At 37.9% G+C, this 14,896-nt stretch carries 21 protein-coding genes and 1 tRNA gene; 2 read left to right on the forward strand and 20 right to left on the reverse strand.

The window, feature by feature from the left end:
* Nucleotides 1-3: 3 nt before the first annotated feature.
* From QM923_RS09130 to QM923_RS09160, 7 genes are all read right to left on the reverse strand, one after another.
* On the reverse strand, nucleotides 4-462 hold the full coding sequence (locus tag QM923_RS09130) for a CtsR family transcriptional regulator (RefSeq protein WP_036757980.1): 459 nt from the start codon (nucleotides 460-462) through the stop codon (nucleotides 4-6).
* 336 nt (nucleotides 463-798) lie between these two features.
* A complete protein-coding gene (locus tag QM923_RS09135) occupies nucleotides 799-1,089 on the reverse strand; it encodes a DUF7675 family protein (RefSeq protein ID WP_036757982.1) in 291 nt (96 codons plus the stop codon).
* Between the two features lie 30 nt (nucleotides 1,090-1,119).
* On the reverse strand, nucleotides 1,120-1,359 hold the full coding sequence (locus QM923_RS09140; RefSeq protein WP_036757984.1) for a hypothetical protein: 240 nt from the start codon (nucleotides 1,357-1,359) through the stop codon (nucleotides 1,120-1,122).
* A 44-nt stretch (nucleotides 1,360-1,403) separates the two neighbouring features.
* On the reverse strand, nucleotides 1,404-1,631 hold the full coding sequence (locus QM923_RS09145; protein WP_414291630.1) for a hypothetical protein: 228 nt from the start codon (nucleotides 1,629-1,631) through the stop codon (nucleotides 1,404-1,406).
* A gap of 22 nt (nucleotides 1,632-1,653) precedes the next feature.
* Nucleotides 1,654-1,869 (reverse strand): hypothetical protein, encoded by a 216-nt coding sequence (locus tag QM923_RS09150; RefSeq protein WP_414291631.1) that lies wholly within the window; start codon nucleotides 1,867-1,869, stop codon nucleotides 1,654-1,656.
* A gap of 48 nt (nucleotides 1,870-1,917) precedes the next feature.
* Nucleotides 1,918-2,193, reverse strand: a complete 276-nt coding sequence (locus QM923_RS09155; protein WP_414291632.1) for a hypothetical protein — start codon at nucleotides 2,191-2,193, stop codon at nucleotides 1,918-1,920.
* Nucleotides 2,194-2,586: 393 nt separating this feature from the next.
* Nucleotides 2,587-2,811, reverse strand: a complete 225-nt coding sequence (locus tag QM923_RS09160; RefSeq protein ID WP_414271952.1) for a hypothetical protein — start codon at nucleotides 2,809-2,811, stop codon at nucleotides 2,587-2,589.
* A 232-nt stretch (nucleotides 2,812-3,043) separates the two neighbouring features.
* Between QM923_RS09160 and QM923_RS09165 the strand changes: the two genes are divergently transcribed.
* Complete coding sequence (locus QM923_RS09165; protein WP_414254630.1) at nucleotides 3,044-3,253, forward strand: CPCC family cysteine-rich protein; 210 nt, start codon at nucleotides 3,044-3,046, stop codon at nucleotides 3,251-3,253.
* A gap of 34 nt (nucleotides 3,254-3,287) precedes the next feature.
* The gene (locus tag QM923_RS09170) at nucleotides 3,288-3,503 is read left to right on the forward strand and encodes a hypothetical protein (protein ID WP_414291633.1); all 216 of its coding nucleotides are present in this window, start codon (nucleotides 3,288-3,290) and stop codon (nucleotides 3,501-3,503) included.
* A 282-nt stretch (nucleotides 3,504-3,785) separates the two neighbouring features.
* Here QM923_RS09170 and QM923_RS09175 read toward each other — a convergent pair whose 3' ends face one another.
* The 13 genes from QM923_RS09175 to QM923_RS09235 form a co-directional block, all read right to left on the reverse strand.
* A complete protein-coding gene (locus tag QM923_RS09175) occupies nucleotides 3,786-4,028 on the reverse strand; it encodes a DUF7675 family protein (protein ID WP_414291634.1) in 243 nt (80 codons plus the stop codon).
* Nucleotides 4,029-4,115: 87 nt separating this feature from the next.
* Nucleotides 4,116-4,319, reverse strand: a complete 204-nt coding sequence (locus QM923_RS09180; protein ID WP_414291635.1) for a hypothetical protein — start codon at nucleotides 4,317-4,319, stop codon at nucleotides 4,116-4,118.
* A 102-nt stretch (nucleotides 4,320-4,421) separates the two neighbouring features.
* A complete protein-coding gene (locus QM923_RS09185) occupies nucleotides 4,422-5,150 on the reverse strand; it encodes an ABC transporter ATP-binding protein (protein WP_414291636.1) in 729 nt (242 codons plus the stop codon).
* Nucleotides 5,150-6,157, reverse strand: a complete 1,008-nt coding sequence (locus QM923_RS09190; protein WP_414291637.1) for an ABC transporter substrate-binding protein — start codon at nucleotides 6,155-6,157, stop codon at nucleotides 5,150-5,152. Before QM923_RS09190 ends, QM923_RS09185 begins: the two co-directional genes overlap by 1 nt.
* A gap of 36 nt (nucleotides 6,158-6,193) precedes the next feature.
* Nucleotides 6,194-6,952 (reverse strand): ABC transporter permease, encoded by a 759-nt coding sequence (locus QM923_RS09195; RefSeq protein ID WP_414291638.1) that lies wholly within the window; start codon nucleotides 6,950-6,952, stop codon nucleotides 6,194-6,196.
* A complete protein-coding gene (locus QM923_RS09200) occupies nucleotides 6,915-7,205 on the reverse strand; it encodes a thiamine-binding protein (protein ID WP_049548796.1) in 291 nt (96 codons plus the stop codon). Before QM923_RS09200 ends, QM923_RS09195 begins: the two co-directional genes overlap by 38 nt.
* A 441-nt stretch (nucleotides 7,206-7,646) precedes the next feature.
* Nucleotides 7,647-9,179 (reverse strand): cardiolipin synthase, encoded by a 1,533-nt coding sequence (gene cls / locus QM923_RS09205; protein WP_414291639.1) that lies wholly within the window; start codon nucleotides 9,177-9,179, stop codon nucleotides 7,647-7,649.
* A gap of 171 nt (nucleotides 9,180-9,350) precedes the next feature.
* On the reverse strand, nucleotides 9,351-10,295 hold the full coding sequence (locus QM923_RS09210) for a 3-oxoacyl-[acyl-carrier-protein] synthase III C-terminal domain-containing protein (RefSeq protein WP_414291640.1): 945 nt from the start codon (nucleotides 10,293-10,295) through the stop codon (nucleotides 9,351-9,353).
* A 15-nt stretch (nucleotides 10,296-10,310) separates the two neighbouring features.
* Nucleotides 10,311-11,573: a F390 synthetase-related protein gene (locus tag QM923_RS09215; protein WP_414291641.1), complete on the reverse strand. Its 1,263-nt coding sequence runs from the start codon at nucleotides 11,571-11,573 to the stop codon at nucleotides 10,311-10,313.
* Nucleotides 11,551-12,366 (reverse strand): MBL fold metallo-hydrolase, encoded by an 816-nt coding sequence (locus QM923_RS09220; RefSeq protein WP_414291642.1) that lies wholly within the window; start codon nucleotides 12,364-12,366, stop codon nucleotides 11,551-11,553. The genes QM923_RS09215 and QM923_RS09220 overlap by 23 nt, the downstream gene beginning before the upstream one ends.
* Nucleotides 12,341-13,321, reverse strand: a complete 981-nt coding sequence (locus QM923_RS09225) for an NAD-dependent epimerase/dehydratase family protein (RefSeq protein ID WP_414291643.1) — start codon at nucleotides 13,319-13,321, stop codon at nucleotides 12,341-12,343. The genes QM923_RS09220 and QM923_RS09225 overlap by 26 nt, the downstream gene beginning before the upstream one ends.
* On the reverse strand, nucleotides 13,318-14,592 hold the full coding sequence (locus tag QM923_RS09230; RefSeq protein ID WP_414291644.1) for a glycosyltransferase: 1,275 nt from the start codon (nucleotides 14,590-14,592) through the stop codon (nucleotides 13,318-13,320). Before QM923_RS09230 ends, QM923_RS09225 begins: the two co-directional genes overlap by 4 nt.
* Before the next feature lie 180 nt (nucleotides 14,593-14,772).
* Nucleotides 14,773-14,846 (reverse strand) — tRNA-Pro (locus tag QM923_RS09235).
* Nucleotides 14,847-14,896 lie beyond the last annotated feature (50 nt).

Below are 14,896 nucleotides of genomic sequence, written 5' to 3' on the forward strand. Positions count from 1 at the left end.
GTTTTATTTTCCTTTTCTATCTACTTCGTGCAACAACTGACGAAGCATATTAGCACGAATATAATCAGCTTCCTCACCTAGAATTCGGTCTGTCCCCATAGCTAATAATAGATTCATCTCTTGGCGGGTCATGAGTTCTTGTTCGACTAAGAGTCTTAAGACATCTTCAAAGATGACTTGGTTCACCTCATCACCCACTGAATACAACAAATCACGGAGCATATCATGATGGTTAGAGAATTCAATTCGACCAATGCGAATATAGCCTCCACCACCACGTTTACTCTCAACTAGATATCCTCTACTCTCTGTAAAACGAGTCTTAATCACATAGTTGATCTGGCTAGGTACGACTTGAAAGGTATCTGCTAGCTGACTTCGTTGCAATTCTACGATACCAGATTGTTCTAAAATCGCCTTGATATAAGCTTCAATATGGTCCGATGTATTTTTAAATTTCATAGCTTGCTACCTCCTTCTTAAACTTTGACTATCTTTGACTATACTATCATTTAAGACTCTATAAGTCAAATTTTTAAGGCTAAGTCCTTGGAAATACTGAGTTTTAAAAATAGCTATAGGTAACAAGCAATTCCCATTTCATTTTCTATCCTACAATTATGTTATAATAACAAAGTTACACCTAGCTTTCAAATCCTTTGAAAGTATGTTATTTATGATCAAATCTAAGAAATATTTCGTAAAGTCTAGAAAATAAAACTTCGGTATCATTAATGGTATACCGAAGTTTTTTGTAGTTTAGATTGTTTTTCGTTCACTAACTATAGTTCATATCTATCATCGAGAGAAAAAATCTCTCCAGTAAGGATTTTCTCTATCAAAAATTCTAACTTCTTCTTCCGTCATATTGTGAGGATAATCACGAAAAAGGTTATAAATTTTTTTCTTATCAAAGCTGAATAATATTTCTCCTCTAACATCTATCTTATCAATCCACCAAACTTTTGACTCTTCACTATCTTTGTAAAAATCACTGTACCCTTCAAGATTAGACTCCGAAAAAATGGGTTCATCTATTTCATCGGATGAGTCTGTTTTGTTATAGTCATTTAGTTCATTATTTAACATTATTTAATCACTTTTTGTTATCTCTTAAAATTACCACCAGGTAAATGATTTCTCGCTTGGTAATTCTCCTCTATCCCACATCTGCTTCACTGCTCCACGAGCTTTGTTTGCATAATAGGGTGCCCCAAGTTCTTTATCATAATTTGACTCGATAGCAACTGTAACTTCACCAGTTTGCTCATCAATCTCAATCAAACCTGGGTCACGATTTTCTGGAATATACCAATATCCTAAAATACTAGAATTGAAAATTTTAATTAGTTTCAACATTGCTTTTTCCTATATACTATATTTTCCAAAGAAGTTCAAGTCATTTAGTACCACACAACTTGCCCTGATTCTTTCAAGCTGCCGTCTTCATTTTTTAGATTTATAATACATTTTGACACATAATCAAAACCATATTTTGAGGGATCATTTCGCTTTAGCTCACGGGTAGAAGGATTAAATTCAAAAATCTCCCTTCTGCTCTCATCACCTTCAGGAAAAATCTCGTAACGATAAAAACCATTCACAACTTCAATCAAATTAAATTTTACCATTATTTTCTCTGTCCAATATAAATTATATTTTTATTTGCTGGAAAATATCATCCCATATATCTACTAAACTTTTACCATCAAAAACTTTAGCTTCCATAGCTTCATCAATTGTATCAAACTTCTGACCTTCATAATCATAACCAACTACACAAATGCTGGATAAGAAACAAGCACCTCGGCCATTAACATTGAATTCAATATCTGTATCTAAATACTTTTTAATTTCTTCTTTTTTCATACAATACCATTCCACTTATAAAACTCAAAGAACAAGATAAGCCCAAATTTAGTTATTTACTAGTTGTTTTGCTTTTTCATAGTAAGTCTTTAAAAAATTTTGGCACAATTCTCTGTTCTCTGTATCTTCTTCGACATAGAAATAATACATTGGTTCATCATTAATAACATCAAAAAGAGCTTCATTCTCTGCTATCAAACCGTCAGCAAAAGCCTCATCTTCGCCTAATTTGGCAGTGAGTTCAAGAAAAAAGTCATAGTAATCATCAACATCTCCATCTACTCCTCTTTTTAGCATGTCTAAGACTTGTTGACTGTATTTCATCGCCCGCTCCTACTAATAAAAGAAATATAGTATATCTTACTTAAAAATAACAAGTTCCTGATAAACTAACCTGCTATTTTTCTTTTCTTAAAAAATATTATATACTCAAGCAAATAAAGGAACTGGTTTGACAATCAATAACCTATTTTATGCTATAATTTAAGTAATGAGAGTTACTACCTCCTACATTAAAGGCTTCGGCTGTGGGGGGTGTGTGCTCTCTATTTTTTATGCTTATTATCTTCAGCTAATTCTTGTAAAAGATGCCTCTTTGAGTTATAATTTAGATAAGAAAGAAGTGTGGTTTTCCCGCCCAAAAAGCTTTATAGCTGTGGGGGAGTCATGCTTCTTTTCTTTTAAAATTTAAAAACGTAACTGGATTTCTCTAGGTGCTTATTCATATTCAATTATTTCACCAATATAATTCTCGTCATAATCACTTTCAAAAGCGATCATGTACTTAGAATCAAAGGAAGGAACAGTTTCGTATTCAGAACCTTTTAGCCTTACTTTCCGACAGATAATAGTTCCATTAAGTCCCTTATCTAATTCTGGATCTAAGTACAGAATTAAATAGTTTCCAAGTCTATTTTGACCGATAACTCTATTAACTTTCATGGTATACCTTCCTTTTTTTATTATATCATATCATATCTAAAAGACTTTATCATTCATTAGTAATATTAACTAGATTAAAGTATAATGATACTATAACTCTTGCAGAAGCTAAGAAAGCCTATCTCAGTAAAGTATAGAAAGATAATAAATTTAAAAATATAAAGCATTTAGCTCTAGCCAATTAATATTTCTGGTTTCACTATTTTAAAACGATAATTAGGAGTAAGTAATTATGAATAAGACTGATAGAGAAAACTTAGTAATGATTAATGATGAAGAATATGTACATTGTCCAGTTTGCGGAACATTGACCGCCGTTTATGACATTTGTGAACATTGTAATTGGCAAAACACAGGGGAGACCAATATTGATGGCGGACCTAATAAGATGACTTTAGTAGAAGCTAAGGAAGCTTACCTTAAGGGAATTCCAATAATATAACAAACTATAGTACTACAAAAGCAGGAAAATAAAAATGGAACTTAGAAAGTTTAACAATAAAGTTGTAACGATTACAGACGTTGATAACCAGACCTTTGAGGGAATTTGTCTTTTTGAAGATAAGGATACTTTTGATGAAGAGTATGATGCTTTATCTGTTAAAACAGGTTTACGATGGATGAGATTATTTGAAAATGAAATTTTAAAAGTTGAAATTGCTGATAAAATCGACCAGTTAAAAAGCCCTTAGATTTGTTTCTAAGGGCTGATTTATTTGCAAGGATAGGCAGGACTGTCGAGGCTCCTGCATTTCTCGACCCACTAGCTAAATGGCGCGTTGGTGACAGATTCTCAACCTCTATCCTTCGTATCTTAATTATATCACAGTATCCATCAAAAATGAACTATGAGGGAGGTGACTGAACATCAATAACAGTAAATATGTATCTATACATATTTACTGTTATATATAATTTTTAGTCACAGCTCTCAAGCATTACAAACATACAATAAGCAAATATAAACATATAGTTTATGACTTTCTATCTGAGAAAAAATCTCTCCAGAAAGGATTCTCTTTATCAAAGATTTCAACCTCTTCTGAACTCATATTATGAGGATAATCTTTAAAAAGATTATAGAATTTTTTCTTGTTGAATGTGATTAGCATCAAGCCTTTAGCAAACCAGGATGTATCAACCCACCAAGTTTTATCGCCATCATTTTCTTTATAACAATAATCAGACCAATTTACTTCTTCAAAATCATCTTTCATGTCCCTCAGCCCCTTTCATTTGTTTAGAATCCGCTGTATTGATAAAACTCAATATCTTGTGAAATTCAGGGTTATCTTTCAATGAGTTCACATCAATAAGATAACTCTTTGCATCATATTTCCACCACTAACAGCTTCGATTATTTGTTTCTCAGTCATTTTTTTACGGCTTTTTTTGATAGGATTTGAATAAATTCCGTTCTGTAGCGCTAGCTTTCTAACTTCGCTCATTTGAGAATTATTATTTATATCCTTCCTTGCTTCAATTTTATCACTTTCTTCTTTTTTCATCACAACACTATACCTCAATTATATCACTTTTTATCTATCAGGATTTCCATTTATAGACAAAAAGAGCTGGCAAAGTATAAACTTCACCAACTCTCTTCATTTCTAATTATTTAAGCCCAACTCCGCTAAAATTTGTCGTTTATAGGCAATTTTTTGAACTTCCTTGTCTTCGCCTTCAGACCAGTCGAGTTTGACTTCAGAAACAATCTGACCAGGGCGATTTTTTAGGATGTAGATGCGATCACTGAGATTAAGGGCTTCCTCGATACTATGCGTGATGATGAGCGTCGTCAGGCCTAGCTGTTTATGAATATCAAGATACCAGGCATGAAGTTCCATCTTAGTCATCTCATCCAAAGCGCTAAAGGCCTCGTCTAGAAGAAAGAGCTTATGCCCGAAAAGGTAGGTACGGAGTAAAGCAACACGCTGGCGCATCCCACCACTGAGTTCATGAGGGTACTTATCCCTTACAGCCGTCAACTGAAAGGTAGCAAGAATTTCATCTGCTTTGGCAATGGCTTCTGCCTTGTCCACCTTTTGGATCAAGAGGGGCAAAATGATATTCCCAAGGACAGTCTTGTGTTCCAAGAGCAGATCCTTTTGGAGCATATAACTCACGCGCCCCTTGGGATTTTCCTCACCGTCAAGAATGATTCGTCCTGACTGGACTTCTAAAATCCCTGCAATCAGGTTAAAGAGAGTGGACTTCCCTACACCACTGGGGCCTAGGATAGAGACCACTTCACCTGAAGTTACCTGTAGGTTAATATCCTCTAAAATCTTTTCATCATCGTAGGCATAGCTTACATGTTCTAGTCTAATTTCTGTCATTATTTTACAAATTCGTTCGTGAATCCTTTATCAGTCAAGTCTTCCTTGAGGATACCATTTTCCTTATCCCATTTGTAGAAGGCATTCCAGCGGTCCGCATCAAACTGTCCCCATTTTTCCTTGTCGCTTGCATATTCCTTTGACAAGTATTTTTGAGATTCAATGACAAAGTCACGTTTATCCTTTAACTCCGGGGCATTTTTGATGAGGATATCAGCCGCTTCTTCTGGGTGCTCCATAGCGTACTGGTAACCTTTTTTGATAGCTTGGATGACTTTACGAGCTTCTTCTTTGTTATCTTTTAGATAGTCGTTGTTTGCAATGATGACTGGTGAGTAGTAGTCAAATTCTTTAACGTAGTCTTTCAAATACATAAAGTTAGCATCCACACCTTGCGATTTAGCAAGAATACCGTCCCAACCATAATAAATCCAAGCAGCATCAAAAACGCCATTGGCAATCGGTGTGATCGAATTTGAGTCGTTGTTTGGTACTTTTTCAACCTTCTCAAAGTCTCCACCTTGAGATTCTACCAAGGTTTTCAACATCGCAAGCTCAGTTGGGTCATTCCAAGTTCCGTATTTCTTACCTACCAAATCTTTAGGACTATTGATATTGTCAGACTTACGAGAGATAATCCCTGATGTATTGTGCTCAACGATTGCTGCAACTGCAGTAATGCCTGCCCCTTTTTCCAATTTCTTAGCCATGTAATCTTGGAAATAGATAGCAAATGGCGCCTTGCCATTGATAACCAAGTCAGATGAACTTTCTTCTGGTGGCAATTTCAAATCAACATCCACTCCAGCTTCTTTGAAATAACCTTTTTCTTTAGCTACATAAAGACCGGTGTGGTTGGTATTGGGTGTCCAGTCTAGGATAAAGTCAATTTTTTTGAGTTCTGCTTCTTGGTTGTCCTTAGAAGCAGTTCCTTGGCCACAAGCCACAAGCACGACAGCTAGAAGAGCTGCTACAATCGTTAAAAACACTTTCCATGTTTTCTTCATTTTTATTTCCTCTTTTCTTTTTACAAAACGCTTCTTTTAAGTACGTTTCCATTTAATCACATATTTTTCACTGATATCAACTAGCTTCATACCCAGAAGACTGATCAGCGATACCAGAATAATAATCGCGAACATGGTATCATACTGAAACAGTTTTTTGGACTGAATCATGTAGACACCTAGTCCTTCAAAGCCTCCCAACCACTCAGATACCACTGTTGTGATAAAGGCGTAGGAGACACTGACTCTCAGACCTGCATAAAAGTAAGGCAGGCTGACCGGGATTTTAAAATGCCACAGGATTTGCCAAGGATTGGCTCGCATCAGACTAAACAAGGTCAGCATATCCTTGTCACAATGCCTAAAACCATCTAAAATACTAACGATGATAGGGAAGGTCGTCGTCAAGATAATCAAGACAATCTTGGGCAAGATTCCATAACCCAACCATAAAACTAGGATAGGGGCTATGGCAATTGTCGGTATGGTCTGGACAACCACCATCATAGGGTAAATCAAATCATTGAGCCAAGTCATACTATCCATGAGCACCGCCATGAGACAGGCAATCAAGACTCCCAAGACTAGACCTAGCAAAGCCACTCTCAAGGTTGCCCAACTATGGTACCAGAGAAATTCTCTGTCACGAACAAAAGACTGGAGAATCTCAAGTGGTGTCGGCAGGATAAACTTTGGTAAGAGTTTTAAGAATCCCGCCACCTGCCAAACGGATAAGACACCCAAAAATCCTAGCAGACTAATATGCCGTCTCATTATACTTTTCAAGTTTCTCATCAATGCTTAAAATCTCTCCTATATTTATTTTCACATTGGCAAAAACATTGTCTGCTCCTTGACCTGCCACTTCTAGCGCTTCTTTGAGAATGCGCATAAGCTCATCAAACTCCCCCTCCAAGACCGTTTCAAATGGTGTCACCACCATGGTCACTTCTTGAGCTTGCAGATAAGCAATGACCTTATCAATTACAGCTATGCGGTCAATCCCTTGTGACAGGGGTAGGACTTGTAAAGCAATGCTTGCTTTCATTCAAACCTCCTTCTAAGTTACAGTTTTTCTTTGTAAAAAAAGAAAAACCTCTTCCATATATGAAAAAGGTGCAAAATTAGGCCAAGTATCGTTCCCTACGCTGGCATTACCCAGATCAGGTGCGGTCGAAGTTTAACACTTCCTCTCAGACTGTACACAGACTCCCATATATTATATGGACATATGATAACGAAAAATAAATAAGATGTCAAGGAAACTGCTTACAGAAAAGAGAGGGAGACAGAAATCGGTAATTCGTTAGAATTCGATTTCGTCGTCCCACCTCCGCACAGTTGAGTAGGGCTGTAAAAGCTGATGAAATCAGCGTAGTAGAGCCCGCTCAACCACTGCGTCTTGCTCGACAATCCAAAGAAAATTGAGAGGCTAGGACTTTTGTCCCAACCTCTCCTCTAATCATCTATTCTCAGTTAATTCTTTCAATTAAAGCATAGGCGCAAATAACTGTGTTACTTCTTTAATCATCATTTGATACCATGTAGGATTTATGGTATCCGAGAAGATTTCTTGAGATTGTTCAAAAATTCCTTCAAAATCTTTGCGAATATCCGCTATTGACTCTGTTTTGTAGAGTAGTACTGCATTTTCATAGTGATGAACCAAGCTACGATAATCCAAGTTTATAGTACCGACAGCCGCGAATCGATCATCAACAATCATTTGCTTACTATGGATAAAACCAGGTGTGTATTCAAAAATGCGAACACCCGCAGATAAAAGATCTGGATAAGCTCCCCGTGTTACAAGTTGAATGAGTTTTTTATCCGGTATATGGGGCGTGACTATTCTCACATCTACGCCTCGCATCGCCGCATTTTTTATATCCTCTGTTAAATCATAATCGATAATGAGATAAGGCGTTGTGATATAAACAAAATCTTCTGCTTGGTTAATCAGATTTTGATAAACAATCTTCCCTACCTTAGTTTTATAGATTGGTTTCGGTCCACTGCCGTATGGGATACAAAGACCGCTACCAAATCGTGTCTGATTTTCCAAATGATACTGATCAAAGTCACTGATTTCTCCACGGTTGATGTACCAGTTCATGAGAAATAGTCTGGTAAATGCTTGAGTCGCCGGACCATCAATCCGAATCCCACTATCTTTCCAGTGTCCAAAACGTTCAATATGATTGATATATTCATCTGCAAGGTTGATTCCTCCAGTATAGGAAATTTGTCCATCAATCACTAATATTTTCCGGTGGTCACGGTTATTATAGGCCACTGTCATACGAGGAATCACCTTATTAAATTTATGAGCATCAATCCCTTTAGAACGCAAATAAACAGTATAATCCCCAGGCAAAGTCACCATACAACCGATGTCGTCATAGAGCATCTTGACCTCGACTCCCTGAGCTGCTTTTTCTTCCAGAATTTCGAGCATGCTATCCCACATCAAACCTTCGTCGATAATGTAGTATTCTAGAAAAATAAATTTTTCTGCTCTTTTAAGATCCTCCAGCATCTGTTGCCACATTTCTTCTCCATTAGCAAAGAATTGTGAGTCTGTATGGTCATAAACCTCTGCATTACTATCCATATGTAGCAAGGCATTGATAATTCCGTAAGCTGATTTGTCTGTCTCCTGTAGTTGCAAATGGAGTTGCCGCCCATTATTCTCATGAAATGCAATAGAATTCAATTCTTGGAGTTGTTTCAGTTCTTTTTTTGATAGTCTTCTCTCACCGAACATGAGATAAAGCAGTGGACCAAACACCGGTACAAAGGTCACAATCAACCAAGTCACTTTGCTTTCAGGTGACATCGAACGATTGACAATCGCTATAACGGTTGCTACGCTAATCAAAAATACAAGAGGCACCCAAATAATCGGAGCAATCTGGCTCATGTAAAGAATAATTCCGAAAACAAGAACTAATTCTATCAGGATAATCGCAATACTAAAACCATACTTGGACATTAATAAGCGAAATTTTCTGATTCCCATATCTCCCTCTCAATTTCTAAGTATACTCCCTAATATACTGTCTGAAAACGCTTGTTACCTTCTAGTATACTTAGTTTCGTAAAAGTTATCAAGCTTTTTCTGTATAGGCCGATAGTTCTACGTTTAAAATTAATTTAAAAAGCAGGTCACTTATAGGTGCCTGCTCTCATTTTATAATTTCAAAGCCAACATATTGACCGTCATACCAGCTGCAGTTCCCATTAAGAAGATGGTATCTCCTTCCTTCACATATCCGTGATCGAGTGCATAGGCTAAACCAAAAGGTACCGCAACGGAGACCATATTTCCATAATCCGTAACGAGATTAAGGTACTTGTCTTCATCTACACCCAGTTTTCCCATGACCAAAGGAAGAGCGCGACTAGCTTGGTGGGGAATAATATAGTCTACAGCATCTTTAGAAATACCAGATTTCTCTTGGAATTCTTGGAACATTTCTGGTATGACACGAGCAGAAAGCAAGAGGATTTTCTTGCCTTTCATATCAAACATAAAATTGGTCTTGGTCTCTTCAGAGTACTCTTTTGGCTGATAAGAAGTCAAGCCTCCACGAATCTCTGTATCGTGAGCCCCCTCTGACCAAGTACGTTGAAGACTAGCGATAACTCCCTTATCCTTATCACTTAATTGGAAAATAAAGGCAGCCGCTCCATCACTAAAGAGTTCATAACTTTCTTTTTGCTTTGGATTGAGACCCAAGCTACCAACTTCACTGGATACAATCAAAACACGATGGTATTCTCCAGCTTCAATCAAGTACGACATAGTCGAAAGGGCTGAAATAAAACTTGTACAAGTCGTATTGATATCCATAGCTGGGATAGAGAGCCCTTTTGCCACACGTTCATGAATCAAAGCTGCCGTACAAGGAATCGGCTGAACACCAACCGCGCTTGCTGATACCAGGCAATCAATGTCTTTCATACTCAAATTTGCATTTTCAAGTGCAGCTTGGATAGCTGCTTCAGCCAAATCTAGTTGCGTTTCTTCATTTTCAACCACACGATGACGGGTTTGGTCTTTAAATTGAACCGTATTTTTTGGAAGGCAGACTCCATAACCTGCAATTTCTACATGTCTTTTTACTTCTGTCATAATTTTTTTGTCCTTTCATAAACGTTGGATACGTTTGAGCTTACGACTTGTATCCCAGTGATAATCTGAAAATTGTATTTCAGGTTCTTTAAACTCTTTTTGTTTCGCTAAGAGTCGGAACTGCTCTGTGATCGCTGTTTCAACTTGCTCATCTCTTCGACTCAAACAAACTTCCACTAGCTTCTCAGAATGTTGTTTGACTTGGTAATCTCCAACATTCTCCACAAAGAGAATGCAACGTCTGATAAAGTCAGGATAAATCGTTACCTGACCTCCATCTTGTCCATCAAAATAGAAGATGTCGTCAGAACGCCCTTCGACCTTGTCAATCCTTGTGTAATGAGATCCACATGGACAGGGTTCAGGATTTTCGACCAAAATATCATTGAGTTGGTAGCGATAAACAGGCTGACTGATTCGTTTAAAGTCCGTAATCACCGGATAAAAACGTCGGTCATCCAAGTAGTGTTTTTCCACAAAAATGATGTCTTCATTGAGATGAAGATTCCCAGCAGAGCAGGTACAAGCTAAGAAACCTTCGGTTGCCTGGTAGACTTGGTCAATAATCGGTAACTCAAAAGCGCTCAAAATTCGCTCTTTATCACTATCTTCCAAGATTTCAGCCACCGAAACGATTTTTTGTGGGTGAATGACTAACTCCCCATCTTTTAGGCGCTTGCTCAATTCAATCAACATAGAAGCAGGCGCCACCACAATGGTCGGTTGAGAATTGTTGAGACGCTCGATATGCTCATCTGTATTCTTGAAAATATCAAAGTACTCTAAACGAATAAGTGCCGTATTGATGGTCTGATAGAGTTCATTATCCGCTCTGAGGAAAAAGGCTATGCGGTGCCCAAAAAGTTGGCCCTTGGGCAACATCTTTGCCAAGATAGCTGCTGCCCACATACTTCTCTCTTTTTCAGTTGTGATAAAGAGTCCCCGGTGTCCAGATGTTCCAGAAGACAACCCAACAGCTATTTCTCCCTTGAGCTCTGTAAAATTCCTGGTCTTTTCACTTTCAATAGCCAAAGCCAAGGCCTCGTCTCGATCCACACCCTGAGTATTAAGCTCATTGAAATGACTCATCATAAAAGCCTTATCCATATGATCAAAGTCGTTAGGTACACCATTTTTAAAATAAGGTGACTCACGTTTAAGAAAGTCCATATAGCTAGCCAGTTGCTTTTTCTGATAGTTTTCTAATGCTTCTCGAGATCTAAAATTATGAAGCCAGCGAGTTTGGATAAAAGTTTTAAGGAAGGTTATTTTTTTCATACAAGATCCGCTCAATCCTTTCTACAGGGTCATGGCTAACTAGCACTTCTATGCCATCCTTTAAAACCTCTTCCAGTAGCTCTGTTCCCTTGATATAGTCATACTTACTATCTTGCACCAATGAAGGAATCAGATGCATCTGTTTGGTGTAAGGTAAGAGGTCTATTCCCCAACAAAGATCTGCTGCGATAAAGAGATGATAATCTGGAATAAAGAGACAGGCTTGGCCCTTAGCATGCCCATCAATAGAAGATACAAGGATACTTCCGTCTCCAAAAAGATCGATGGTAGGGCGATACTTAAAGTTAGCATTTTGCTGATTTGCCTTGATGACTGTCAATCTTTCCTCGAAGTCACTCGGCAAAAACTCTTTAAAAATTAAATCCTTTAGTTTTGGTTTCTTGTAAACATCATAGACTTCCTGGGTCAGGATAAAGTTTGCATTCGGAAAGAAGCTAGCCCCTCCCAAATGATCTGGATGTAGATGAGACAGCAAGACATAGTTGATTTCTTCTGGCTTGATCCCTTTAGCTTTCAGCAAGTGCGAAATCTGATCTTTCTCCGTCATTTGAACTGGCGTCCCCAAACGGTAAAAAGCATAACGAAGTTTCGTCTTAATATCATAGTGATAGCCAGTATCATAGAGCAGATAGCCCTTATCCCTGTGCTTGATAAGGAACACTCCTGCGGGGAAAGTCATCTTTCTATTCTTGACACCCTTGAATAGCAAACCGGCATAACTAGTACAATATCCGGCTGGGAAATACTCAATGCTTTCGATAATCTTGGACATATTGTTCAATCCCTTCTGAAATACTAATTTTCGGATGATACCCCAATTCCCTCTGGGCCTTGCTAATATCCAGCGTTTGACTATAGCGAAGCAGATAATAGGTATATCGAGTTAGAGGTGGCTCCCCTTTAAGGTTCAAGGTCTTGTATATAAATTCTAAACTACTTGCAATTCCTGATAAGAGAGATGCTGGAATTTTTCTATATTTGATTGGATAACTCAGGCCTGTCAAACTTTCCTCTAGCAAATCTCTAAAAGCCCTCGGTTCACCATTAGTAATGTTATAAACCTCACCTTTAGCTTCTGGAGCTTCTATGCCCAAACGGATTGCCAGAGCAACATTTTCCACACAAGTCATGTCCATGAGCTGACGCCCATCCCCAATCAAAGGAATTCCAAGTTTTTGACTCAGATTGATCACCCGTGGCAAAATACTGGTATCCCCAATCCCAAAAAGCCCACGAGGTCTCAAGATGATACTCGGAACATCTGGATAATCTTTAAAGAGTTTCTCTGAAGCCAATTTGCTACGGATATAGTTATTGAGATTATTTTCCTCTGGAGCATCACTTTCTTTGATAGCCAACTGATCCTTAGGAGCAGCATAGATGCTTGGTGAGGATACATAGACCAAACGTTGAGTACCTGTTTGGCGACATGCCTCAAGAACATATTTAGTTCCTAAAACATTAGCCTGATAAAAATCTTCCCAAGGACCCCAAACTGTTGACAGGGCTCCCGCATGAACGACCAGATCCATCCCCTTGAAAGCCGCTAGCACATCCTCAGCTTTGGTCAAATCACCCTGAAAAAAACTAACCGAAGAATTCTCTAAAGAGCAACCAACCTTACTGTTTCTACCAAAAGCTCGAACCTGATAGCCATGCTCGACTAATTCATCTACAACATATTTACCCAAGAAACCTGTCGCTCCAGTTACTAAAACTGTTTTCATTTTTCCTTCTCCTTATCTTCTAGCAGACGATGGATTTCGCTCTCTAAGATTTCCGTCGGATGATAAGACTGTGCTGCTTGGCGCAAAGTCTCTAATTCTGGCCAATTTTCTTTAGCTAACAGCTCCTCAAAGGCTTGTCCAATGGCCTTGCTATTATCTCTTTTAGCTGAGAAAGCAACACCGGCTTCAACCCCACGAACGGCATAATCAAACTGATCATAATCATGAGGCAATATCAAAGCTGGTTTACCATAAATGATACATTGATAAAAAATCCCAGCTCCCCCGTGATGAATCACGTAATCCATCTGGGGAATGTACTCCTTATAAGGTAGATAAGAAACTACGGAAAGGTTCTCCATGAGATTTTCACATTGGAAGGCCTCTCCACCTACACCACGAGTTACAAAAAAGTGACAATCAGGATGAGCTTTTGCAAGTTGCGTAGCTTGATAAATAAGATTTTCTTTTGCCCAAGCTAGTTGTGTCCCACAAGTCATCAAAACTTTCTTTCGCTCCATAAAAGGAGACAAATCTAAAGGATAATCCTCTCCTGCCTCAACTGAAGCACCAGAAGGACCAACCCACTTGTAGTGTTTTGGAAATCCCTTTTTTAATTCTACTTCTTTCATACCAATACCAAGAATTGAATATGGAGAATAAATGGTCTCATGACCGAGTTGATTATACAATTTAAAATGATACCTTTTTAAGCGATCACGAAGCAGAAAAGATGCAATTCGTTTCACTAAACGAGTCGCTTTTCTACCTAAAAATTGTACGGAAACTTGCCAGACATTCTTGGGACTTCCAATTCCACCAATTAGACAAGGTGGACCATCAGTAGTCTCTAAAACAAATTGTGTAGCCATGGTGGTTATCCAAGGAATTCCAAGTTGATTAGCTACTAAACCTCCAGACAAGGTTATAAAATCGGCAATGACGATATCAGGGCGATTCTTTTGCCACTCTTCCAATAATTGATCTGAAACCACATTAATTAAATCAATACTAGATGAAAGTTGTTGATAAGCGGATAATATCCCTAATTGCTGATCATTATTAGCTGCACGTTCAAAATCCTCAATGTGATTTTCTAGTATTGGAACTACATGAAAACCTGCAGACTCAGCAACGGCTTTTTTTTGAGGACCAGTGAATAAGCGAATATTATATCGAGGGTTATTAAGTAAAGGTATTAATAAATTCATTGTTGGGTACAAATGTCCACTTAAAGGCACAACTACAACATCAATTTTGATTCTTTTCATATGACTAGGATATCAAATTTTAAAAAAAAGAACTATCGATAAGATAATTCTTTACACATTTATTAGTTTTGACATGAAAAGGTAACGAAACATTTAAGAAAGTGCAATGTAAATTTACAGATAATAATGATTAAAATCAAATAAAAAAAAGGCAATAGCCCCAATTTAAGTATTGACCAATCGGGAAGACAGGATTCGAACCTGCGACACCTTGGTCCCAAACCAAGTACTCTACCAAGCTGAGCTACTTCCCGAATTAAATTGTTAATGCACCCTAGAGGAGTCGAACCTCTAACCGCCTGAT

The organism is Streptococcus infantis (assembly GCF_047463275.1).
Lineage (GTDB): Bacteria > Bacillota > Bacilli > Lactobacillales > Streptococcaceae > Streptococcus > Streptococcus infantis_AF.